Below are 21100 nucleotides of genomic sequence, written 5' to 3'. Positions count from 1 at the left end.
ACTGCGTGCAAGGGAACAACTCGTCCCTTGCATCGTTCACGCTCCAATCCTACTAAACGCACGGAGCTTGAGATGTCCGACAACAAGAGTGACCGCGAAACCGAATACGCCCCACGCCAGATGTCCTCGAAGATGCAGTTTGCCGCCGGCGGCAATCCGCAGTCACGACATGCACCCACGCGATCCGAAGTCAAGGCTGACGCTGGGGACTTAGATCACCTCTCCCTGATGATGGTCCAGGCACTAGAAGGGCGTGCCTGATCCGCAATCGATTGATGTTTTCGCTCGCCGTAGTGTCCAACGACGCGATGCGCCCCGCCAAGTCGCTAAAAGCCGTGTCGAACGCTAGTGGGAGGTCATCTGATGTCGGTCGATCGCCTCGGCGACGTTTGATTGTGCCGCGCTACCATTCGATAACGCTTCCATCATAGGCGATGAATGTCCCCGTGTGAGTTTGCCGACCCAGCGTATGAAGGAGCGATGCGGCTGCTTGCTCCGGGCTGACTGTCGGATGGCCCTTCGAGTAGGGATCTGAGAGCGGCGTACGAACTGTGCCCGGATGCATCGCCGCTACCACCGCGTGCGGATGTGTTCGCGCCAACTCTATGGATGCTGTTTTCACGATCTGGTTGAGTGCCGCCTTCGACGCGCGATATGAAATCCAGCCACCCTTCACGTTATCTCCGATTGAGCCGACGCGTGCAGACAGAAACGCTGCCGCCGTGCGGGACTTGCGATCGAGCAGCGGCAGAAAATGCTTGGCGACCAGTGCTGGTCCGACCGCATTGACGCGGAACTGCGACAACATGATCTCGGGATCAATCTGACGCAGCGACTTCTCAGGCGGGCAACCATGCGTCGTCAGCATGCCTGTTGCGCATATCAGAAGATGGATCGGGCTATTTGAATGTTGGTTTGCGTGGTCGGCGACGCTTGCCTCGGACAGCAGATCGAACCCGTCCAATTTGCGTGCGATTTCGACGAGTTCGCCGAGATGTGGCTCGCTTTTCAAACGAGCGCAAACGGCAGCTCCGATCCCTCCGCTGGCACCAATGACAACGGCGCGGAAGCCATCTGGCAGGGATTGTAGATGAGATTCTGGTCCGGTTGTCATGGCACTACCACCCAGCGGCTTGCTAACTTATCGGACTGACTGCGCTTACCGACGGCTAGAACAGGAAGCGACGCTCAACCCATATGTCTTACGAAGCGCGCTTTAAATCAGACTACCCAGAAAAGGTCATCGATCGAATTGTCTCCGCGTCGTTGCAGGTGAGGGAACGATGCGCGGCCCCCGGTGTTCAAATAATATGACGGAGGCCTCGATATTCGGATGCTAATGTTGCTCATTGTGGGAGCGATGGTTGCCTCGATCTTTGGCATCCTCGCCATCAAACCCTTCGATCGTGGCAGCGACAAGAACGATGCACCGCCGGCCGTCATCCAGCAGCCGGAACCGAAATAGTGCACATCTCGCCGAGGCGCTCATATTTGATGCCAGACAGATGCCACCAGTGTCGCAAGGACTAAGAGCAAGGACAACGAGATCGCCTAAACGGCCGCCTTGCTGTGGCTGCCGCAAATTGAAAGGTTGAATTGTGAATTCGAAGTACAGATGTTCACATGGCCCCGTTCTCTGTTGTTGGTTCCGGGTATTTCAAAACACCGCAGTATCGAATGATCCGCTCAGTAGCGGGCGACATCCCAACATCGAACCAGTATGGTTGTGAGAAAGGCAGATCGAGGGGGTGTGCCGATATTGTCGTTGAACGTTTCGCGGTTGCAGAAAATATAATTAATATAAAACCATCCGTGTGTAGCAAGTGTTCAGATTGAATTCGATGTATCCGAATGTGCTTCAGTATTATTCATTATTGCGGCGATTATCGTCTCTGGTAACTCTACGATAATCAATTTTATGGCGACTTTTGATTGGTTGACTTCGCGCTTTGGCTGCGGGGATTATTCTCGCGGGCTGAAAGTGGAGGGAGTTCTATGAGTATATTGTTTCAGTCGCATGGAGGAACAGAAAAAGAAGGCAAAATTCCACCGGTCGATCTAAGAGCAGGGCCACCCGCCGGGACTGACGTTGCCATAGATGAGGAGGCCGATTTCGGGTACTTCGTCCCGCCTTTGGACGCGCCTGAGAATTACCTTCCGGAGACCGGAGAAACGGTCGGAGAGCTCGATGAACTCGGGGACATCATGATCGATGTGGTCGCGGACCCCAATGCTCTGGAGGCTCCCGACGAGGATTCAACCTTGCCTCCTGTATTCACCTATTGGGGCCAGTTCCTCGACCATGAGCTGACCGCCCGCACCGATCGAGAAAGTGCGGTGTCGAGCATGGTCAACGCGCACCCGCCTGCAGCCTCGTCTGAGGTCGAGAGCCAACTGAGAAACGCGCGGTCACCGCGGTTTGACCTCGACAGCGTTTATGGCGGATCGGTTGTCGGAGCCGGGATCACGGCAGATGTGGTAAAGGTCATTTCCGGCCTTCGCCACCCAACCTTGAAGAACAAAATGAGGGTGGGGACTGCGATCGAGCCCGGTCCATTGCCCGACACGATAGATGAACACCGCGATCTGCCCCGCTATGGGCAGGTCCAGGCCAGTGTTCGCGACGCCGCGTTGCGTCTCGCCCAGGCCAGTATGCCGGCAGATGCGTTTCAGAAATATGCCGCAAGTCTACCGCAAAGGGCGATCATCGGTGACAATCGCAATGATGAGAACCTCATTGTCGCGCAGTTCCACCTGAGCTTCCTCAGGTTTCACAACAAGGTGGTCGATTTTCTTTCGAGCCATGACACGGGATGGGTCGCCGATTTCAACTCCGCCCAGACGCTAACGCGCCTCCACTACCAGTGGCTGATCGTCGAAGGCTATCTGAAGGGGGTGTGTGACCCTGCCGTGGTGCAGCGCGTGGTCGACGACCGGGCCTCGCACTTCTTCAAGTTCAGGGCGGAGTTCGATGCGCGTAGACAAAACACCAGGCTCGGCAACGCGTTGCCCCTGGAATTCTCCTCTGCTGGGTATCGCTTCGGCCATTCGATGGTTCGAGCAGTCTACGACTACAACAAGAATTTCGGGCGGCCCGGCGGTATCCTTCCCCATGCGACGCTCGATCTGATCTTTCAGTTCACCGGAGGCGGCGGTCGTCTGGACACCGACAAGAAACTTCCAAAGAACTGGGTGATTGACTGGACACGCTTCACCGGCGTTGCCCCGCACGATACCTCCGACGGCCAGCCGGCGCGCTTGGCGAGAAAGATCGACACCGATATCGCCCCACCACTACGGCTGATGGTCAAGGAGGGCAATGACGAGACGGACGACAACTTGAAGAAACTCTTCAAAAGCCTGGCGCGACGAAACCTGCGTCGCGGCTATAACCTGCGTCTTCCCACCGGACAGGCTTTGCACAAGCATCTCAAACAAATCGGTGCCGTCCAATCCTCGCCGATCGCCGACGTCTCCGCGCTCTTTAATGCAAAGCCCGACCTGCGGGATTTCCTCAAGAACACGAATGCCAAGTTCCATGAACGGACACCGCTCTGGTTCTACATCCTTGCGGAGGCGGAAGCCGCAGGTGGAAACAGGTTGGGCGAGGTTGGAAGCTGTCTGGTTGCGCTCACCTTCGTGGGTGTGTTGCTTGCCGACCCGGATTCTGCGCTCTCCCGCGGCTTCACGCCCGATCAGAGCCCCCTACGGATGCCAGATAACTCGCCAATCGATACCATCGCGAAATGGATGCGCTTTGCCACGGTGATGCAGTAATCCATCGGCCGCGCGGCGAACCTAGCCGCGCGGCCGCCTTTCGCTTTCAGCTGTCGCGCTTTCTGTGGAGGATGTCATGCGCGTTTCGGTCATCGTGTCGATGCCTGCGGAACAGAACCTACGCTCGCTCAGTCTGGCGGCGTTTACACCAGGCAGACCTGCGGCACCTACTTTTACGACAGTGAGACCAACGGACCTCTATATCGATCCGAAGTTTCCGCCGCTGCCGTTGTCTGCCAAGCGTGCTGACCGCATCGATCTTGCGATGGCAACTGCCGACGTTGCGCCGACTTTCGTGACCCGAGGAACAATCGACACGGAAAGCATCGATCGACTGAGACAGGAAAATCGCGGGATCGAGATCTTTGCCGATCCGGAAATCGGATTGTTCGAGACGCCGCATTGCGGATCGACCGCTGTCGGTATGAAGTCGGATGTCGAAACCAAGCTCGACGTAAAGGGTCTGCTTGCCAAAGGACTGGACGGCCGCCGTGTGGCGGTTGCGGTGATGGACACCGGGATCAACATCGCACATTTAAGAGGACACGGTTTGAAACCCAGGCTCGATCGCCAGGTGTTCTGGGCGCCGCCTGGTGTTGCCCAAACGCCGGGTCAATTCGCGGTCGACCATGGCACGATGTGTGCCTTCGATGTGTTGATTGCAGCCCCTGCCTGCACCTTGCTTGATTTTCCCATTTTGAAATCCACCACACCTGGCGGCAGCGCCATGGCAGGCTTCTTGAGTGACGCACTGCTTGCATTCTCCTATCTGAACACACAGCGCAGCACGGCCTCGTTCCAGCGCAAGTACAAGGCTCTGGTGGTCAGCAATAGTTGGGGAATGTACCATCCGAGCTGGGATTTTCCAGTCGGCCATCCCGGACGATACGCCGACAATCCCAATCACCCGTTCAACATAATGGTGGGAACGCTTGCAAGATCAGGCGCTGATGTGCTGTTCGCCGCAGGAAACTGCGGGGCCGATTGTCCTGACGGGCGTTGTCAGGGGGTGACGACCGGAACCATTTGTGGTGCGAACGCACATCCCGATGTCCTGACGATCACGGGTTGTGATGTCTCAGACACCCGCGTCGGCTATTCTTCGCAAGGGCCCGGGATTGCCGGAATGGCAAGTCAGAAACCGGACTTGACGGCTTACACACACTTCGTGGGCTCCGAAGCGTTTGGACAAGGTACGCCTGACTCCGGAACATCCGCTGCCTGCCCAGTGGCTGCAGGATGTATCGCGGCGATCCGAGCCAAGCTTCCAGCTGGAAATACGACATCGAAAGATCTATTCTCACAGTTCCAGGCCAATGCGCTTGTTCGGCCGGGACCTGGCGCGGGATGGAACAAGGACTATGGCGCGGGGATAATACGACCCATGGCGGTCGCAAGCCACTTTGGCTTGTAATGGTGTCTGGAGACCGAAATGGCTGACGTGTTTGTCCTTATGATGATTGAGTCACCAGGCAACGTTCCAGACCTAGCCCGCGCAGCAGGTCTGCTTGGAGTTGACACGTCAGAGATGGATGCCGCGTTCGGCGTTGTGCCGATCGACCCTGAGAATGGCAAGTACGCGGTGCAAGTGCGCGCTGACGCTGCTGCAGGTCCGCGCAACTCTTCGGATGGTTCTAGTGGACCATACTCAAACCCACGTATCGAGGGTTACGGCCCAAAGGAAGGTAAACGATAGCCTAGCCGAATTTCCCGCGGTGCCGCTCGGCTGGATCAACCATATCGCCAGTGTTCCGTGGATTGCACGGCTGCAAACGAACGATGGATCGTAACGCCGTCCATTTTAGTGCGGAAGTCTGAACAGGTGGCGTATTTGGCCGCTAGTGAGACGGGATGAGCCTTGGTGCCGGCATTGCCAGCGGCTTTAAGGTGCGTCCGGTAAGGTTAGTCAACGTGACTTTGGCGAGAGTGCTGTTAGGGACGACGACGATGACCTTGATGATGACGAGGTCGTTGGTGTCGTTGAGGACGTGCGTCAATCGCCAGTTTGTTTCCACCACCCGGCCCCGAACGCTTCCCTCACCCCGATCCAGTCGCCAACGGTGTAGGGACATCCCAGGTTGAGGGTGATGCCAGAAAAGACGGTCGTTCAGTGTTCTCTGGATCGGCAGACCGATCACGATCGCGGTAAGGCGCGACCGTCCCGTAGAAAAAGCTGCCGCTTAACTCGCGGCAGCTATCGGTTAAAGAGCTCGAAGGTCCTCAGCAGCTGTCTTTCCAGAGCGGCGATCCTGCGTCGGCTCAAAGCTCACCTTCTGTCCATCCTTTAGGCCCGAAAGGCCCGAACGTTCGACCGCTGAGATGTGAACGAACACGTCCGCAGCGCCATCGTCCGGAGCGATGAAGCCATAACCCTTTTCAGAGTTGAACCATTTTACAGTACCAGTAGCCAATGTAGATCCTCGGTTGATTTGCGAAGTGAAAAATAGCCGTGGGCCTCGAGATATCAAGGTCCAGAATGACGTTTCGTGGGCGTCGCCTGCTCTAATCACGCGCCGTGAACGTGAGGCATAAACGATTACGAGCGCTTAACCCGTTAGGGCAGCGCACGTGTTGCTGCTGGTGGCAGAAGCCAACTGAATGGCGGGCCAGTTGCCTAACCGGCCATGTACGGAACCGGACCGAGCCGGGGAACCGACTTTTTCGCAGCGCAGGTATACGACGGCTGGTATGCCAGTATCGTTCAAAAAAATGACCCGATCGAATGTCAATCAGCTCGCACAGCGCTAGCCGGATTTGAAGGCGTTCCGACCCTCGGCATCAAGCGCAGTGAACTGATCGTCGGTGAGGTCAACGCCTGCAGCACGTATGTTTTCCTCAAGGTGCATGACCTTGGAAGTACCTGGGATGGGAACCATTACCGGACTACGTTTTAGAACCCAAGCCAGTGCGATCTGACTGGGGGACACTCCGTGCTTGGCGGCCACTGAATCGAGCAAAGACCCCGCCCTGGCAAGATCGCCAGCCGCGAGTGGTGACCACGGAATAAACCCAATACCGTGCTCTGTGCAGTAGTCGAGAACGTCTTCGCTCGTGCGATCAACCAAATTATAGCGGTTCTGGACAGTGGCGACCTTGAACGCTTTGGATGCTGCCTTGATCTCGTCGACCGATACCTCGCTGAGACCTGCGTGCCTGATGAGCCCTGAATCGATGAGCGACTTGATCGCGTCGAACTGCTCATTCGCCGGGACTTTTGGGTCGATCCGATGGAGTTGCCAAAGGTCGATCCGCTCAACACCTAAATTACGCAGGCTCTTATGGACCTGCTGGATGAGATACTCCGGTCGCCCGACAGGGAGCCAGATATTAGGGCCATGCCGCGTCAGTCCGCCTTTTGTGGCGACGATTGAGCCTTCATTGTAGGGGTGAAGCGCTTCCTTAATCAGCCATTCAGAGACGTCTGGACCGTAGGAATCGGCCGTGTCGATAAAGTTCACCCCGAGTGCGGGAAGCCTTTTGAGAGTCCGGATCGCCTCGTCATGGTCTGCTGGCGGGCCCCAAATGCCCGATCCCGTGACACGCATAGCTCCGAAACCCAGACGATTGACTTCCAAATCACCATTAATTCTAAACGTTCCTGATTTCGCTGCGCTGTAGTCCGTCATGATCAAACTCCGCCGTCGGTTTGTGTTTCCTGACAACATCAAGGTAGTGGTTCGTGGCGGGAGTTAAAGGCAGCCCGTCCAAGCTTTGTCGTCAAAGCCGCAAGTTCATAACCAAACGTTTGCTTCTTCGAATGCTCCCGGGTACCCGCCTACGACGCTCCCCACGGGACGCCCCGGCCCTTATGGGTCTCGTTGCACGAAATTTAATAGCCTCAACCTGTTGCAAATACTGAGCGACACTGAAATTCCCTTCTTCCGGCAGCGCATGGAAAAGCTGCTTGGTGAGGGACATTTCACGGAATGGCAGCGACAATTCTTTGGTGGTGTTGGCTGCAAAACGGCTCGCAGCCGACGCCACTAATTCTGGATGCTTTCGGCGCGACCACGATCATATGGATCGGACCCGAAAACGGGAAATGCCGACGGGTGGCGCTCGCTCCCGCTTTGCCGACCGGCGTCACGCTATTGATTGAAGAGCAGGCCTCCCCCCATTCTCCGGTTTGGAACAAGAGATCCGGCTCTGCGACAAGCTCGGCTTCTGCGCGAAGAGGTCTCGAGTATGACAGTTGGTCTGCCGATCATGCGAATGCGTCTCAGCCGCATTAAAAACTAGAAGATGCACTTGCAAGTCATTGTTAATTAAAGCTTTTTGTGCTCCGATCTTGTGTTTCGCGTTGACAGGCTCAGGCGGTTCGCATACCCAGCGCGCATCGGGGAGTAGCCACCGCCTGATGGCGGGAGCGTGTCAACATACTCGTGCAAGAGCACGTGGCGCGTTCGGCCGAAAAGATCGGCTCGGCAAGACCGTGGCAGACTTCACCTGGCCAAAACAGGGTGAATTGGCTCAGCTACGTTTCTCCGAAGGGTTTAACCATGTCACTGCTATCGATCATCGTGCTGGCATTCAGCATGTCCATGGACGCATTCGCCGTCTCCGTCGGTCGGGGCGCAGCTCTTGGTCGACCGCGCTTGGCTGAGACGCTGCGCACCGGTGTTGTCTTTGGGATCGTCGAGGCGATCACGCCACTTATCGGCTGGGCGGCCGGTGTTGCCGCTGCCAGGTTCGTGACGGCGGTCGATCACTGGATCGCGTTTGGTCTGCTTGCTGCTGTTGGTATCAACATGCTGCGCGCATCGATGAGCAGTGAGCAGGAAGAAGACAAGAAAGCCGGGATGTCCTTGGCCATGCTGATCGCAACTGCAATCGGCACCAGCCTCGATGCCATGGCAGTAGGCGTTTCGCTGGCGTTCCTTGAGGTCAACATTCTGGTCATCGCGGTTGCGATAGGTGCCGCAACTTTCCTGATGGCATCGGGCGGAATGCTCGTCGGTCGCCTGATCGGTGAGCGCTTCGGGCGCTACGCCGAGGGCGTCGCCGGCGTTGCACTGATCATTCTAGGCTCATCGATCCTTTACGAGCACCTGTTGGCTGGATGACTCGGTCTGGCGCAAGCCGTCGCGACCTGCACGGTCATGCCTTGATCAGCCGGACTTCAGTTCCCCAGGGATCCATTGCGATATAGCCGCCGGCAACATGGCCGCCGATGCCGGCAGTGTTGAAGCGCTTGATCTGCTTTTCGTAGAGCAGTGGTTCGGATATCGTTAGCGAAAACCAGCCAAGCCCGGTTTTTGAGCTGTCCCGGCCACCGGCGCCGGCGCTGCGCCATGTGTTGACCGCCACGTGATGGTGATAACCACCCGACGACAGGAAAGCAGCGTTGTCACGCTCGGCGCTGGTAGCGGCGAGGCACAGCAGATCGCGATAGAAGCCGTTTGCCTCATCGATGTCGCCGACGCGCAGATGAATGTGGCCGATGCGCAGCCCCTCGGGTGCCGTGTCATACGTATCCTTTGACGTGTCGGTCAAAGCGGCGATCGCATCGATATCGAGTTCCTTTGTGCCCATGGTGACGATACCGTCCTTCCATTGCCATTGATCTCGTGGCCGGTCGGAATAGACCTCGATGCCATTGCCTTCGGGATCGGTCAGATAGATGGCTTCACTGACACTGTGATCTGCAAACCCGTCGAGCGGGATTTTGGCCACTGCGGCGTGCACCAGCCAGCGCGCGAGATCGACCCTGGACGGCATCAGATAGGCGATATGGAAAAGGCCGGCCGACGTCGGATCCTCGAAGCCAGCGTCCGGGATGCTGGTCAAGTAAAGCAGCGGCTCGTTGGCAACGCCGAGCATGACTTCCTCGGCGCTTTGTGCAAGCACCTTAAGGCGCAGCGTGTCTTGGTAATAGCGGCTCATGCCGGCGAGATCGCGCACGCGCAGGCAAGCGCTCTTGATATGCGCGGCAGTGGTTACTCCATAAGGCAACCTAGCCGCTACAGGCATTGCGCCCGCTTCGGCCTTTACGGCATTGTTGAATGCGGCTGCGAGCGAGGTTATGCCCGCGAGTTGCAGCAGGTGGCGACGGCTGATGACCATTGAGACGATCCGGTGGCTGCGTGTTCATTCCCCGCCTATCGCTTCTAGTCTTTAGGCCGGTTCATCAAGTCAAAACTATGTGTTCTCAAGGATGAATGAAAAACTTCGGGGGCAGCAATAGGGAAGGGTCCAGCGTCGAGGGTGAAGCTGGGCCTGTAGTGAGGTCGAGCATGGGCGCTGCGATAATGCTAGAGTTGAACTCCCGTCATTTCTGCAAGGCGCGCTATCAGTCTGTCCTGGAACCGCACGTCTTCGACCGCGGGTGAGGGCTGTTGGCGTTGTCGGTGGTACCAATACCCGCCAGATGTCATCGCCTCGCGATCGTTCTCGACAGCCAGCCACACCTGGGTCTGGTGACCCATCTCGAGATTGTCCGACGCATTCGGCCCACCCATTTTCGTGGGTACCCAACCAGGGTCGACGGCATTGCTCAACGTTCCCGGCCACAATCTCGCAACGGCGCACGCAAGTGCCGCCACATGCAGCTTGCTTTCCGAATATGCCGTACTTGCCTGCCAGCTCCGGGTTTGCCAATCGATGTCGGCCAACGAGCTATCCGCACTTCGGTGCATTCCGCTGCTAAGGTATACCAGCCGATCGGGCCGCTCGATAAGCGCGGTTAGCATGTAGGGAGCAAGCGTGTTCACGGCCAGCGTCGTTGCATGACCCTCTATCGTGCTGCCTCGCTCGTATTGGAGATAGACGCCCGCATTGTGAATGATTGCATCCATGCGTCCAATATCGTTGACTTGCTTGACGAGTGATTGGATGTCATCTGCGCTGCTCAGGTCACCGATGACGATACGAGGCGAACCCGTAAGAGCGCTGGAAATGGCTTTGCTACGTTCGCGAGATCGAGCATGCAGGATGACGTCATGTCCGGCGCGTGCCAGGTTCTGGGCGGCCGCAAGACCAAGTCCATCTGCTGAGCCCGTGATGAAAATCTTACCCAAAGAATCCTCCCTCGGACGGCGAGTGTTGTGAGCTTATGATGTTCGCGAACTCAATTGTGAGATCGGAATAAAGACCAATTAAACAATGCATTGAGTTTGATTGCTACAGCGTTGGATCAGTACGCGACGCCAAGCTGGCTGCGCCGTATTCTGTCCCGGTCGTTCAAGACGCCTACGAGACGTTCGACCTCGTCCGCTTCCAGCGTGTCGAGGACCGCGCCGAAAAAATCGGCGGGCTGCCCGGTAAACAGGTCGATGACGGACCAGTACTGATCCGATGTGTTTTTGCCAGAATAATAGCGTTTGTGGCTCATACTCAGGAGGATAGCGCTGGCCGGGCTTTTGACAAGAATATCTGCGGCGTGACAGGTGCATCGCGAGTTCTACTCGGCGCTTTAATATCGAGTTCTCCTATCGCTGCGGCAACAGCTGGGCGAGTTTATCGAACTCCAACCATGTTTTCGGTCGTTATGGTCGCTTCGCCGATTGCTGCAGACGCTGCTTTGCGTTCAGGACGCACGTTACGGCAACTGTTGGATTGCCGCCCTAGGTGGTTCTCTTCGCTGCGCCACTCGAATAAAACCGGAAATCTCGCCCGCTCTGAACGATTTCGTCTCTCGCTCGTTGTGACAGGCATGTACGGATTGGAAATTTTGTGCGGCTATTCCTGTTTTCTTTGGCGTCCTTGACGTCTCTCGCCTGGTTTTTTGTCTTCTATCTCGTGGCGCACGTCCAATTGTCGTAGCCGGTCGCTATTTGGGATTTGCCGTTTCAGAGAATCGTGCTGCTATTGGTCCACCACAGCTAACATTCAAAGGACGTCTCATGAGCCCGTTCGATCTAGCTGCAGTGACATTTGCAAGTGGAGCCGCAACCGGCGCGCTGTCGCTTTGTGTGTACGTTTGGGTGAGGGGAGAAATCCTACGACGACGTGAAGGGCCGCATACCGACGATGCAGCACGCGATCTCGCAATGCAGTCTGTGTTGGCCATCGATGACTTCGTTGGCGCCTGTTACATTGCAGCGCACGATTTTCCCGAATACGACGTCGATGACCCTGAAAATTTCTTCCTACATTCCGACGATCCGGTGATCATGCTTCCAAAAGACGCGAACTGGTCGCTGCTCAGTCGCGAACTTGCTGATGAAATCAGATGGCTGCCCAATCGTCTGCGCAATGTTCGAGATGGTTTGGAGTCCATCGAAATCGAGCCACCCGAATTCAACGACCTTTTTGAGCACAGGCAAGACGATTATGCCCGCCTTGGCTTAAGGGCGATGGACCTGGTAGAACGTATCTGTGCCGAACATCGCCTGCCGTTGCCGATCCGCCCCGATTACTACGATCCTCGAAGCGATTTCGTTGAGAAGATACGGGAAATGGACGAATTCTGGAGACGCCGCGCTCAAAGCGCTCGACATGTCCCGGATCAACCATCGAACGTCACGCCAATTTTTGGACGAAATGCAGTTCCGGAAAGTGTGTCGACTTGACCTCTAAAGCGCTTCTTGAATTCGAGATCGGCCGCAGTCAGCAGCCGACGTTCCTCATGAGCATGTAGAAAGCTTCGATAAGGTTGTCTTCATCACGAAGCTTTGCCATTGCAGGAGCGGTAGCTGAATTCGAGCCGAGTGAGCGAAGCCGATGCTGGTCATAACTTGGCGGGAGCCTCGACATCTGAAAATGCCTGCACCGCATCAGGTAGTCTGGCGCCTCTGATTTCGGTCGCAGCAAGCGAGGCGTTCAGATCGGCCAGTTCCGTCGCAGTAAAGGAGACGCCCGGACCTCCGATGTTTTCGATCATGTGCGCCATCTGTGTCGTGCCGGGGATATGCTCCCAAAAACGGTCGCTTGATTTTGTCGTTGAGCGGACGCAGCCAAAATTGTGGAAGCTATGTCTGATCGCTGAATGACCGGTTTTGGCGCGAAGGGGAAGACCGCAGGCGACCCTAAGCGGTCGTTGCAGGAGAGAATTCCCTCACACGGCCCCGGCCCGAAGACGCACGACATCCTTCGAGGGCGGTAGCCCGAACTGCCTTGCGTATTCCCGGCTGAACTGGTTCGGACTTTCATAGCCAACGCCGTAGGCGACCGACGTCGCGGTTCCTTCTCCGGCCATCAAAAGCCTGCGCGCGTGCAGCAGCCGGACTTGCTTCTGATATTGGATCGGGCTGAGCGCCGTGATGGCCTTGAAGTGTCGATGGAACGCCGAGACGCTGAGCGCCGCCATCTCCGCGAGAGCCTCGACCCTGAGCGGCTTGGCAAAGTTTTCCCGGATCCATTGGATCGCAACGCCGATCCGCGACAATGCGGCATCGGGCGCCGCAATGTCGCGCAGCATCCAGCCCAACGGGCCCTGCAGCACCCTGAACAAGATCTCACGCTCGTAGGCAGGCGCCAGCACGGCAATCTCGTCCGGACGGTCCATCAGCCGGAGCATCCGCACCCAGGCGTCGAGGAACTCGTCGTTGACCGGCGCCACTGAAAAACCGGAGCCGAACAGCTTGCTGCACACCTGCACGGGCAGATCGCTGATGAGGGCTGCGACCGTCGGCGGGTGGAGTGTCAGGCTGACCGCGAGATAGGGTTCTCCCGCCACTGAAGGGTGAACCGATCCCACCGCCGGAAGGTCTACCGACATGACGAAATACGTCGCCGGGTCGTAGGCAAAAGTCCGCTCGCCGACCGTCATCGTCTTCGACCCAGTCAGGATCAGGTTGATCATCGGCTCGTAGACGGCCGAGAGCCGATGCTCCGGGATCTCGCCCTGGACCATCGCAACACGGGGAATTCCTGTTTCCGTGCGGCGGTTTTCCGCCGTCGACGCCAGAGCGCGCAGTTCCTGAAGTTGCTTTTCCATGAAGGTGACCGTGACAGGTCAGGATCGCCTCCGCAACAGGGAAGCAGAAATAGGCAAGCTTCGGAGAGGAATAGGTGAGCGGGCAACACGGCGCAGGCCTAGCTTCAGGGCACAGCAAACAGCCAAGGAAACAGCCATGAAAATCGTCATCGTCACCGGAGGAAGCCGGGGTCTCGGAGCCAGCACAGCCATCGAATGCGCGGCTAAGGGAATGGGCGTCGTCGTGACCTACAACAACAATCCGGCAAAAGCGGTCGATGTCGTGAAGACGATCACGGGGAGCGGCGGTCAGGCCGCTGCCCTAAAACTCGACGTCGGCGAGATCGGCGCGTTTCCGGCGTTTCGCGACGCTGTTGCATCGGAACTGCGGTCCGTCTTCGGACGGGACGACTTCGATTATCTCGTCAACAATGCGGGATACGGCCTCTTCAATCCGATCGCGACTGTTACGGAAGAACAGTTCGATGGGCTGTTCAACGTCCATCTCAAGGGGCCATTCTTCCTGACCCAGATCCTGCTGCCGCTGATGGCGGACGGCGGCCAGATCATCAACATCACCAGTGCGACCACGCGCGTGGCGACTGCAGGCGTCGCGCCCTATGCCTCCTTCAAAGGTGGTCTCGAAGTCCTGACCCGCTACATGGCCAAGGAATTCGGCCAGCGGGGCATCCGGGCGAACTCGATCGCGCCCGGCGCAATCCGCACTGAACTCGGCGGCGGCCTGAAAGACGAGTTCGAGGCGATGCTTGCAGGCCAGACCGCACTCGGCCGCGTCGGCGAGCCTGAAGAGATCGGTGGCGTCGTCGCAAGCCTTCTGTCTTCCGAGAACCGCTGGATCAACGCCCAGAACATCGAGGTCGCGGGCGGCTACATCATCTGAACAAGGAGAGCGATATGCTCGACCATGTCTTCATTTCCGTCAGCGACATCGATCGCTCGATCGCCTTCTACGAGGCGGCGCTTGCCCCGCTCGGCATCGTTCACGCCCATGACTACGAGGGGAAGAACGGCCCTCCCGGTCATCCGGATCTGAAAGGGTTCGGCGCGAACGGCCGGGTGTTCGTCTGGCTCCGCGAAGGCGTGGTCGAAGGCCGCGCAGCTCATCTCGGCTTCGTCGCCGACTGCATCTCTGAGGTCGACGCAGCCTTCGCCGCCGCCATGATGGCAGGCGCCTCGGAAATCCATCCGCCGGGAGCACAGCTCCACTACGACCCCCGCTATTACGCCGCCCAGGTCCGTGATCCGGACGGCTACAGCCTCGAATTCGTCTACAAGGAATGGCAGCACTGACATGAAAAAACTGATGATCTACGGCGCGACCGGCTATACCGGCCGCATGGCGGCGGAGCATGCGAAGGAAGCAGGCATGCCGCTTGTTCTCGCCGGCCGCAACGAAGCGACCCTCTTCAAGCTCTCTGCAGAACTCGGCGTCGAATACCGCGTCTTTGGTCTCGACGATGCTGGAGCGATCGATGCCGGTCTGGCCGGCATCTCGGTCCTACTGAACTGCGCCGGTCCGTTTATGCGCACAGCCAACACCCTCATGACGGCGTCGATTCGTAACGGTGTGCACTATCTCGACACCGCCGCCGAACTCGACAGCTATCGTCTGGCCGAGAGTTTGGACGACAAAGCGAAGGCTGCAGGTGTCATGCTCATGCCGGGTGGCGGCGGAAGCGTCGCCATGCTCGGAAGCCTCGCGGGACATGCGGTGTCGCGTGTGAACGACCCTCGCAAAATTAGGATCGCGCTGCATGTGGCGGGCGGACTGTCACGCGGATCGGCGATCAGCGCCATGGAGAACGTCACCGTCGAGACCCTGGCGCGGGTGGACGGCGAGCTTGTCGCCATTGCCGCCGACGGCATTCGGAAATTCGATTTCGGCAAGGGTCAGGTCGATTGCTTCCCGGTCACGCTGCCCGACCTCATCACCATCTGGCGGGCGACGGGCGTTCCCGATGTCGAAACCTTTGTGCATGTCACTGGCGACGGTTTCCCACAGGGTGATCTTTCGACACTTCCAGACGGCCCGAGTGAAGAGGAGAGGCTGGCGAACCGCTATCAGGCGTCCGTCGAAGTCACCGGCGCGGATGGAAAGGTCACACATTCCGTCCTGGATACAGTCAACGGCTACACGTTCACGGCGATGGCGGCAGCCGAGGCCGGACTACGTGTGCTGGGCGGCGAAGTCCGGCCCGGTTTCCAGACGCCCGCGGCCCTGTTCGGCGCCGGCTTTGCGCAGACCATCGCCGACACCTCGATCAACGATGGCTGAGGAAGCCGGCACCATGCGAAAGCTCGTCGAATCCTTCATCGCGGCCGCCAATGCCTTCGACGTCGAAGGGGCATTGTCCCTGTTCGCAACCGACGCCGTCATTGACGATATCTCGGTCGGCGACGCCTTCATTGGCCACGCTGGTGTCCGCCAGTACCTCGAGCGGTTTTTCGTCGGCTACAACACCAGAAGCAAGCTGCTGTCCATGGAGGAACTGGACACCGTCCATTCGAGCGTCCGGCTCGATTTCACTGGCGATTTCGGACACGAGATCGGCATCCTGAAGATTGCGATCAATTCCACCGGCCTGATCGAGCGCATCGACGCCGATCTCGAATAGCAGACCCCATCAGTCCTATCGAACCACAACCATTGGCGCCCAGCGCGCCCACGCCGGTGACGGTCTGCATTCCGCAGGCCTCCGGCACGACAAGGAACACGTTCATGACCACATCGCCATCATTCGCACAGGACGCAGCAGACAGACTGGCCGTCGTCGAGGCTCTCTATCGCTTCGCCGCCGGTATCGATCTTCGCGACAACAATCTCCTCGTGTCATCTTTGGCGGAAAATGCCGTCTCCGACTTCCGACCGGCTGCCGCCAAGGCCGGCTTCGACTATCCTGTGATCGAGGGCCGGGATGTCATCGTCTCGGCGTTGACCACATCGCTTGCCGCCCTGGACACCACGCATTCCGTCAGCAATCCGCGGATGACGATCGATGGCGACACGGCACGCATGAATGTTCTCGTCGAGGCGCAGCACGTTCCGCGCAGCGATCCCTCACGTCATTACCTGATGAAGAACCGCTACGACGTCGAACTGAAGAGGAGCGGCGACATCTGGGTCATCACCCGCAACACGGTCGACAATATCTGGCGTTCCGGCGACATCGGAGTTCTTTCCGGCATCTAACATACTTTGTCTGTGCTCAAGGCGGCGGCGAGACACTGTCTCCATCTCCATATCGCTTCGTTCAATAGCCAAACAGACGCTGCAGCAATCTGTTTAGCCGGGTGGCACATAGGCTTATGGTGGCGTGGAGTGGCGCCATGTCTACCTCTCCGCATCGGCCGCGTCTGCGCCATAACGGGAAGCGGCGGAGAGTGGTTCTCTGCCAATGCCGTAATTGATAATTGAATAGGTCAAATTTGCGATCATTGCGGAGGTTGCCATCTCGACGTTGACTTCCCCCGCTATCACCTCTCCGGCAGGCCGGCTTTGCGGAAGCCATCGGCGAAGTGGTCTCCCACATCTGTGTCGCGGAGCGGCTGGGAGTTGAGCCAATGGTCGATCGTGAAATGGGGATGGGCGATCAGGAACAATTCTGCTTCCCGGTGCGCCTCCTCGTCGTCGCCCAACTGCGCGAGCGTCGCAGCCAGGAATTTGCGTGAGTTTGTACGATAGGTCTCCTCCCTGCGCAGGGTAACCTTCGCTGCCTGATAGTCCTGCGCGGCGTACTGCGCCTGCCCGAGATGACAAAGGTACCAGCAGGCTGGATAGGGATTGAGCCGCAGTGCTTTTTCGATCTGCGCCAGGCCGGCGGCAACCTTGCCATCAAGCACGGACATGTCCGACATGGCGGCCCAGGTGTCGGCGTGGTTGGGGTCCAACTCCAGGGCCTTGGTGAAGGCTCCCTCCGATTCCTCCCATCGCCGCTCATAGGCCATGATGGTCCCCAGAATGTATCGGCAGCCTGCGTCGTTGGGATCCAGGTCGACCGCTTCCTGCGCGAACGTCACTGCCATCGCCCGGTTTGGATCTTCGGGCTCGCCGAAATGAGTCCAGGCAAGCCAACGGTTATATGCGAGAAGACCGAGGGCCTCGGCATATGACGGCTCAAGTTGAACGGCGCGCTGGAGCAGCATATGTGCCTCACGCTCAGTCTGAGGTGACTCTTCCGTCAGGAGGCGGGCGCGGACACACAGGTCGTATGCCTCGACGTTCTTCGGACGATTGCGTTGCGCGGGTGCGGTCAGCCGGCCGACGAGGGCTTCGACGATCTTGGCGTTGACTTCGTCCTGCAGCTCGAAAACATCTTCCACCGTCCTGTCAAACCGGTCGGCCCACAGGTGCTTGCCGCAAAGCGCGTCGAACAATTGCGCATTGATGCGGACACGCCCCATCGCGCGTCTGGCGCTCCCCTCAAGGACGTAGCGGACGCCGAGTTCCTGGGCGACCAGCCGTACGTCGACAGCTTTGCCCTTGTAAACGTAGACGGAATTGCGCGCGATGACGAACAGGCCAGCCGTACGGGACAGGTCGGTGATCAGGTCTTCGGTCAAGCCGTCGACAAAGTGGGTGTCCGCTTCATCCCCGCTCATGTTGGTGAACGGCAATACGGCGATTGAGGGACCTTCGGGGAGCTGCAATATGCTTTGCAGCGCATCCGGCCAATGCCACACGTGGACCGGGCGGGTCAGGTTCTTCAGGTAGCGCTCGCCTGCATCGAAGAACCGCTCGTTGATCTTGCCGACGATTTCGCCGTGGACGCCGGCTGAAATGCAGATGCCTCCCGATGCGGCTTGCGTCTGAAGGCGCGCGGCGACGTTTACGCCGTCGCCGAGGATGTCCGAGCCGTCGCCGATGACATCTCCCACATTGACGCCGACGCGTAAAAGCAGGCGTCGGTCTCCCGGGGTCTCGGTGGCAGTGGTGGCCCGTTGTATCTCCAGCGCTGCCTTGACCGCATCCAATGCGCTAGCGAATTCGATTAGGAAGCCGTCGCCGACGATCTTGAAGATTCGACCGTTGTGGAACGTCACGGCGGGCTCGATAACGCCGGAACGGAGTACCCGGAGGTTCTCCACCGTCGCGACTTCATCAGCCTCCATCAGGCGAGAGTATCCCACCACATCGGCAACGACGATGGCGGCAAGACGCCGCTGAAGAGATGGATCTGTCATCTGAGGACAAGCCTAACGACTGAACTCGCAGGGTATTGTTCAGCCGTGGGTGAGTCAACAAATTGTAGACTATCGATGTTCATCAGCAGCCCGTTGCAGCCACTGAGGTATAGTGACAGAAAAGCAATTGCGAACAAAGTGATGAGACGGTCATCCTACCCATCGAAATCAAGTCCGTCCTGGAGTTGGCGCCTGATAACAGCTTCGTCTGATCGAGGCCTCCCGCGCGGGTTTCCGTTTTATGAAAAACTTATCAAGTAGCGGAGGCCGCAGGAAAATCGGTATGGCTTGCCTGCGCCATTAATATGCCTCGCACGCAACAGCCGACAAGGTCGCCTCTCGTGATGCTCGCTATTTTCCGGAATCAGCGCGAACATCGTTCTCCGGCGTTCGGATATTTACTGATAAGGCAGAAGCTGCGGCTCTCTGTAAGAAGCTTGGTTTTGCGCGCGCAATTCTTCAATGCCACTTACGTAATTTGACTTCTTGTGGCGAAAATATCGCCTGCTATCGACCCCGATTCGATCATCCCGCCTTGTTCTGTGAACGAACCATGCGTTGGCGCCGAACGGCAACGGGAAAAACTATTGGTTGACTTTGTGCGCAAAGTCTCTATTTTTGGTTTTATCGATCTTTTGCTTGCCGAGCTTTGTCTACCGCGCGATTGGCACCGCGCTCTATTCGAATCTTCTCTTTCAAAAATAGTCGTATCACCGTCCGCGAAGCATCGCTTCCGCGGTCCCTCACTCTATGCTTTGAAAGGGTTCATCATGACCACAGGCACAGTAAAATGGTTCAATTCCACCAAGGGCTTTGGCTTCATCCAGCCTGACAATGGCGGCGCCGATGCGTTCGTCCATATCTCTGCTGTCGAACGTGCGGGAATGCGCGAAATCGTCGAAGGTCAGAAGATCAGCTTCGATCTCGAGCGCGACGCCAAGTCCGGCAAGATGTCTGCCTGCAACCTGCAGGCCGCATAATTGAACGTGCAGTCCCATTGACCACGGATGTACTGGCAATGGAACAGCGCGTTTGAAAAGCCGGACACTCCGGCTTTTCACTTTATAGCCCCGAAACCCAAGGAGGTTTCATGACCCAGAGCAAATCCAGGCAGCAAGCCGAAAACGCATTCAACCGCGTCCAGTCCTCGTTCTTCGCACACGGCCAAGCCGTCGAGGAACTTCAGACCGAAGAACAAGCACGACAAGCCAAAACCCAACGGCTTCGAGAAGCACGGCTCGCTCGCGACGAGGCGAGGGATCAAACTCGCTGAGTTAGCTTTGGTAGCAGTTACAGTGACGTGGTGTCGTCGGACGCATGCAGAGAGATCGGGATGCGATCCATTTGTGTGATGTCGCAGCTTGCCGCGAAGCGGAAGACCGCAGTCGCCCTAAGCGGACCTGCCCACCTTTGGACGAGCCGGCCTGCAGCTTTCTCTTCCGCAAAGACGCGTAATACGCTGCCATTGCGGGCAGCGCCACGACGCCAATCCAGTGGGCGAAAAACGGTGCGACGGTGGAAGTGAAGTCCCAGAATGACGACCCGCAGCGTTTCTCCGACGGAAGCCGGGGAACGGCTACTCCGATCGCTTTCGCCCATCGAAGAACTCGAGACCGAGATCGACGAACTGATTGAGATCATGGACAAGCCGTCGGGTACTGTACGAATTACCTTGTCAGATCATGCCCTGGAGAGTGTCGTCTGGCCGAAACTGCGTCCGCTTCTCTGCGACTATCCCGACATGTAGGGCGACAATCTGGATGAGATCAGCGCGACAATCTGGATGAGATTCTAGTGTCGCGGTCATCGTCGACGGTATCATCGTGATTGTCGCTGGCAAGCGCTTCGTTGGGTTCTGATTGTCGCGCAGCGTCAGTCTCGGCGGCATTTTTCATTGTCGCGAAGTAAGCGGGCCTACCACGCTGGCGTTTGGCTTCTATCGCGGATCGACGCCGGTAGCTTTCGACATTCATCTCAAAGATAGTCGCGTGGTGGACGAGACGATCAACGGCGGCGAGTGTCATGGCGGGATCGGGGAAAACCCTGTTCCATTCACCGAAGGGCTGGTTGGCGGTGAGCATGATTGATCGCCGCTCGTAGCGCGCGGAGATGAGCTCGAAGAGTACGCTCGTTTCGGCCTGATCCTTGGTTACATAGGCCAGATCATCGAGGATGAGCAGATCGAATTTGTCGAGCTTGGCAATGGCGGATTCGAGCTGGAGTTCGCGACGAGCCACCTGCAGCTTCTGAACGAGCTCGGTCGTA

The 21100-nt window shown here is 57.8% G+C and carries 24 protein-coding genes, 2 pseudogenes and 1 riboswitch; of the genes and pseudogenes, 15 read left to right on the top strand and 11 right to left on the bottom strand.

The genetic code is table 11. The features are described from left to right. Nucleotides 1-72 precede the first annotated feature (72 nt). Entirely contained in the window at nt 73-261 is a 189-nt protein-coding gene (locus QTL96_RS07860) for a hypothetical protein (protein ID WP_289727313.1), read from the top strand. A 142-nt stretch (nt 262-403) separates the two neighbouring features. Here QTL96_RS07860 and QTL96_RS07855 read toward each other — a convergent pair whose 3' ends face one another. Beyond that, nucleotides 404-964, bottom strand: a complete 561-nt coding sequence (locus QTL96_RS07855) for an SDR family NAD(P)-dependent oxidoreductase (protein ID WP_354669123.1) — start codon at nt 962-964, stop codon at nt 404-406. A 378-nt stretch (nt 965-1342) separates the two neighbouring features. On the opposite strand from QTL96_RS07855, the gene QTL96_RS07850 reads away from it, so the two are divergent. From QTL96_RS07850 to QTL96_RS07835, 4 genes are all read left to right on the top strand, one after another. Continuing rightward, nucleotides 1343-1465, top strand: coding sequence for a hypothetical protein (locus QTL96_RS07850; RefSeq protein ID WP_289727431.1), 123 nt, complete (start codon nt 1343-1345; stop codon nt 1463-1465). Nucleotides 1466-1995: 530 nt separating this feature from the next. Continuing rightward, complete coding sequence (locus tag QTL96_RS07845) at nt 1996-3777, top strand: heme peroxidase family protein (protein WP_289727311.1); 1782 nt, start codon at nt 1996-1998, stop codon at nt 3775-3777. Nucleotides 3778-3853: 76 nt separating this feature from the next. After that, a complete protein-coding gene (locus tag QTL96_RS07840; protein WP_289727310.1) occupies nt 3854-5191 on the top strand; it encodes a S8/S53 family peptidase in 1338 nt (445 codons plus the stop codon). A gap of 18 nt (nt 5192-5209) precedes the next feature. Beyond that, a complete protein-coding gene (locus tag QTL96_RS07835; RefSeq protein ID WP_289727309.1) occupies nt 5210-5473 on the top strand; it encodes a hypothetical protein in 264 nt (87 codons plus the stop codon). A 199-nt stretch (nt 5474-5672) separates the two neighbouring features. On the opposite strand, the pseudogene QTL96_RS07830 reads toward QTL96_RS07835, so the two are convergent. From QTL96_RS07830 to QTL96_RS07820, 3 genes and pseudogenes are all read right to left on the bottom strand, one after another. Beyond that, nucleotides 5673-5933, bottom strand: a pseudogene (locus QTL96_RS07830) (mechanosensitive ion channel family protein); the annotation flags it as partial. A gap of 45 nt (nt 5934-5978) precedes the next feature. After that, nucleotides 5979-6188 (bottom strand): cold-shock protein, encoded by a 210-nt coding sequence (locus tag QTL96_RS07825; RefSeq protein ID WP_112819104.1) that lies wholly within the window; start codon nt 6186-6188, stop codon nt 5979-5981. A gap of 333 nt (nt 6189-6521) precedes the next feature. Then, nucleotides 6522-7403: an aldo/keto reductase gene (locus QTL96_RS07820; protein WP_289727308.1), complete on the bottom strand. Its 882-nt coding sequence runs from the start codon at nt 7401-7403 to the stop codon at nt 6522-6524. A gap of 700 nt (nt 7404-8103) precedes the next feature. Beyond that, nucleotides 8104-8199, top strand: a riboswitch (yybP-ykoY riboswitch). Between the two features lie 77 nt (nt 8200-8276). On the opposite strand from QTL96_RS07820, the gene QTL96_RS07815 reads away from it, so the two are divergent. After that, nucleotides 8277-8840: a manganese efflux pump MntP family protein gene (locus QTL96_RS07815; protein ID WP_289727307.1), complete on the top strand. Its 564-nt coding sequence runs from the start codon at nt 8277-8279 to the stop codon at nt 8838-8840. A gap of 34 nt (nt 8841-8874) precedes the next feature. On the opposite strand, the gene QTL96_RS07810 is transcribed toward QTL96_RS07815, so the two are convergent. The 3 genes from QTL96_RS07810 to QTL96_RS07800 all read right to left on the bottom strand — a co-directional run bounded on the left by QTL96_RS07810 (nt 8875) and on the right by QTL96_RS07800 (nt 11107). Next, nucleotides 8875-9840, bottom strand: a complete 966-nt coding sequence (locus QTL96_RS07810) for a VOC family protein (protein ID WP_289727306.1) — start codon at nt 9838-9840, stop codon at nt 8875-8877. A 188-nt stretch (nt 9841-10028) separates the two neighbouring features. Next, nucleotides 10029-10793, bottom strand: a complete 765-nt coding sequence (locus QTL96_RS07805; protein WP_289727305.1) for an SDR family NAD(P)-dependent oxidoreductase — start codon at nt 10791-10793, stop codon at nt 10029-10031. 116 nt (nt 10794-10909) lie between these two features. Beyond that, nucleotides 10910-11107, bottom strand: coding sequence for a hypothetical protein (locus tag QTL96_RS07800; protein WP_113198009.1), 198 nt, complete (start codon nt 11105-11107; stop codon nt 10910-10912). 511 nt (nt 11108-11618) lie between these two features. On the opposite strand from QTL96_RS07800, the gene QTL96_RS07795 reads away from it, so the two are divergent. Continuing rightward, the gene (locus QTL96_RS07795) at nt 11619-12287 is read left to right on the top strand and encodes a hypothetical protein (RefSeq protein WP_289727304.1); all 669 of its coding nucleotides are present in this window, start codon (nt 11619-11621) and stop codon (nt 12285-12287) included. 158 nt (nt 12288-12445) lie between these two features. Here the strand turns inward: QTL96_RS07795 and QTL96_RS07790 are convergent, their stop codons facing one another. Both QTL96_RS07790 and QTL96_RS07785 read right to left on the bottom strand, forming a co-directional pair. Further along, nucleotides 12446-12598, bottom strand: a complete 153-nt coding sequence (locus QTL96_RS07790) for a hypothetical protein (protein WP_354669119.1) — start codon at nt 12596-12598, stop codon at nt 12446-12448. Nucleotides 12599-12772: 174 nt separating this feature from the next. Then, on the bottom strand, nt 12773-13654 hold the full coding sequence (locus QTL96_RS07785; RefSeq protein ID WP_289727303.1) for an AraC family transcriptional regulator: 882 nt from the start codon (nt 13652-13654) through the stop codon (nt 12773-12775). 136 nt (nt 13655-13790) lie between these two features. On the opposite strand from QTL96_RS07785, the gene QTL96_RS07780 reads away from it, so the two are divergent. The 5 genes from QTL96_RS07780 (at nt 13791) to QTL96_RS07760 (ending at nt 16844) form a co-directional block, all read left to right on the top strand. After that, complete coding sequence (locus tag QTL96_RS07780) at nt 13791-14534, top strand: SDR family oxidoreductase (protein ID WP_289727302.1); 744 nt, start codon at nt 13791-13793, stop codon at nt 14532-14534. A 14-nt stretch (nt 14535-14548) separates the two neighbouring features. Next, on the top strand, nt 14549-14944 hold the full coding sequence (locus tag QTL96_RS07775) for a VOC family protein (protein WP_289727301.1): 396 nt from the start codon (nt 14549-14551) through the stop codon (nt 14942-14944). A 1-nt stretch (nt 14945) separates the two neighbouring features. Beyond that, the gene (locus QTL96_RS07770; protein ID WP_289727300.1) at nt 14946-15929 is read left to right on the top strand and encodes a saccharopine dehydrogenase NADP-binding domain-containing protein; all 984 of its coding nucleotides are present in this window, start codon (nt 14946-14948) and stop codon (nt 15927-15929) included. Nucleotides 15930-15942: 13 nt separating this feature from the next. After that, nucleotides 15943-16269: a nuclear transport factor 2 family protein gene (locus QTL96_RS07765; protein ID WP_289727299.1), complete on the top strand. Its 327-nt coding sequence runs from the start codon at nt 15943-15945 to the stop codon at nt 16267-16269. Nucleotides 16270-16373: 104 nt separating this feature from the next. Then, entirely contained in the window at nt 16374-16844 is a 471-nt protein-coding gene (locus tag QTL96_RS07760; RefSeq protein WP_289727298.1) for a nuclear transport factor 2 family protein, read from the top strand. Nucleotides 16845-17128: 284 nt separating this feature from the next. Here the strand turns inward: QTL96_RS07760 and QTL96_RS07755 are convergent, their stop codons facing one another. Continuing rightward, nucleotides 17129-18835, bottom strand: coding sequence for an adenylate/guanylate cyclase domain-containing protein (locus QTL96_RS07755; protein ID WP_289727297.1), 1707 nt, complete (start codon nt 18833-18835; stop codon nt 17129-17131). 770 nt (nt 18836-19605) lie between these two features. Here QTL96_RS07755 and QTL96_RS07750 point away from each other — a divergent pair. The 3 genes and pseudogenes from QTL96_RS07750 to QTL96_RS07740 all read left to right on the top strand — a co-directional run. Next, on the top strand, nt 19606-19815 hold the full coding sequence (locus QTL96_RS07750) for a cold-shock protein (RefSeq protein ID WP_113198021.1): 210 nt from the start codon (nt 19606-19608) through the stop codon (nt 19813-19815). A 110-nt stretch (nt 19816-19925) separates the two neighbouring features. Beyond that, a complete protein-coding gene (locus QTL96_RS07745) occupies nt 19926-20108 on the top strand; it encodes a hypothetical protein (protein WP_289727296.1) in 183 nt (60 codons plus the stop codon). Between the two features lie 261 nt (nt 20109-20369). Then, nucleotides 20370-20579: pseudogene (locus QTL96_RS07740) on the top strand (LysR family transcriptional regulator); the annotation flags it as partial. Nucleotides 20580-20601: 22 nt separating this feature from the next. On the opposite strand, the gene QTL96_RS07735 reads toward QTL96_RS07740, so the two are convergent. Beyond that, on the bottom strand, nt 20602-21100 hold a 499-nt coding region (locus QTL96_RS07735; protein WP_289727295.1), incomplete at its 5' end, for an ATP-binding protein.

The sequence above is a fragment of the Rhizobium sp. S163 genome (assembly GCF_030380805.1).
Lineage (GTDB): Bacteria > Pseudomonadota > Alphaproteobacteria > Rhizobiales > Rhizobiaceae > Rhizobium.
This window is presented reverse-complemented; position numbering and strand designations above follow the sequence as displayed.

Bases quoted from the DNA above. Each gene is read 5' to 3' on its own strand.
- QTL96_RS07860 (WP_289727313.1), top strand. From the start codon at position 73: ATGTCCGACAACAAGAGTGACCGCGAAACCGAATACGCCCCACGCCAG.
- QTL96_RS07845 (WP_289727311.1), top strand. From the start codon at position 1,996: ATGAGTATATTGTTTCAGTCGCATGGAGGAACAGAAAAAGAAGGCAAA.
- QTL96_RS07840 (WP_289727310.1), top strand. From the start codon at position 3,854: ATGCGCGTTTCGGTCATCGTGTCGATGCCTGCGGAACAGAACCTACGC.
- QTL96_RS07835 (WP_289727309.1), top strand. From the start codon at position 5,210: ATGGCTGACGTGTTTGTCCTTATGATGATTGAGTCACCAGGCAACGTT.
- QTL96_RS07820 (WP_289727308.1), bottom strand. From the start codon at position 7,403: ATGACGGACTACAGCGCAGCGAAATCAGGAACGTTTAGAATTAATGGT.
- QTL96_RS07815 (WP_289727307.1), top strand. From the start codon at position 8,277: ATGTCACTGCTATCGATCATCGTGCTGGCATTCAGCATGTCCATGGAC.
- QTL96_RS07810 (WP_289727306.1), bottom strand. From the start codon at position 9,840: ATGGTCATCAGCCGTCGCCACCTGCTGCAACTCGCGGGCATAACCTCG.
- QTL96_RS07800 (WP_113198009.1), bottom strand. From the start codon at position 11,107: ATGAGCCACAAACGCTATTATTCTGGCAAAAACACATCGGATCAGTAC.
- QTL96_RS07795 (WP_289727304.1), top strand. From the start codon at position 11,619: ATGAGCCCGTTCGATCTAGCTGCAGTGACATTTGCAAGTGGAGCCGCA.
- QTL96_RS07790 (WP_354669119.1), bottom strand. From the start codon at position 12,598: ATGATCGAAAACATCGGAGGTCCGGGCGTCTCCTTTACTGCGACGGAA.
- QTL96_RS07785 (WP_289727303.1), bottom strand. From the start codon at position 13,654: ATGGAAAAGCAACTTCAGGAACTGCGCGCTCTGGCGTCGACGGCGGAA.
- QTL96_RS07780 (WP_289727302.1), top strand. From the start codon at position 13,791: ATGAAAATCGTCATCGTCACCGGAGGAAGCCGGGGTCTCGGAGCCAGC.
- QTL96_RS07775 (WP_289727301.1), top strand. From the start codon at position 14,549: ATGCTCGACCATGTCTTCATTTCCGTCAGCGACATCGATCGCTCGATC.
- QTL96_RS07770 (WP_289727300.1), top strand. From the start codon at position 14,946: ATGAAAAAACTGATGATCTACGGCGCGACCGGCTATACCGGCCGCATG.
- QTL96_RS07765 (WP_289727299.1), top strand. From the start codon at position 15,943: ATGCGAAAGCTCGTCGAATCCTTCATCGCGGCCGCCAATGCCTTCGAC.
- QTL96_RS07760 (WP_289727298.1), top strand. From the start codon at position 16,374: ATGACCACATCGCCATCATTCGCACAGGACGCAGCAGACAGACTGGCC.
- QTL96_RS07755 (WP_289727297.1), bottom strand. From the start codon at position 18,835: ATGACAGATCCATCTCTTCAGCGGCGTCTTGCCGCCATCGTCGTTGCC.
- QTL96_RS07750 (WP_113198021.1), top strand. From the start codon at position 19,606: ATGACCACAGGCACAGTAAAATGGTTCAATTCCACCAAGGGCTTTGGC.
- QTL96_RS07745 (WP_289727296.1), top strand. From the start codon at position 19,926: ATGACCCAGAGCAAATCCAGGCAGCAAGCCGAAAACGCATTCAACCGC.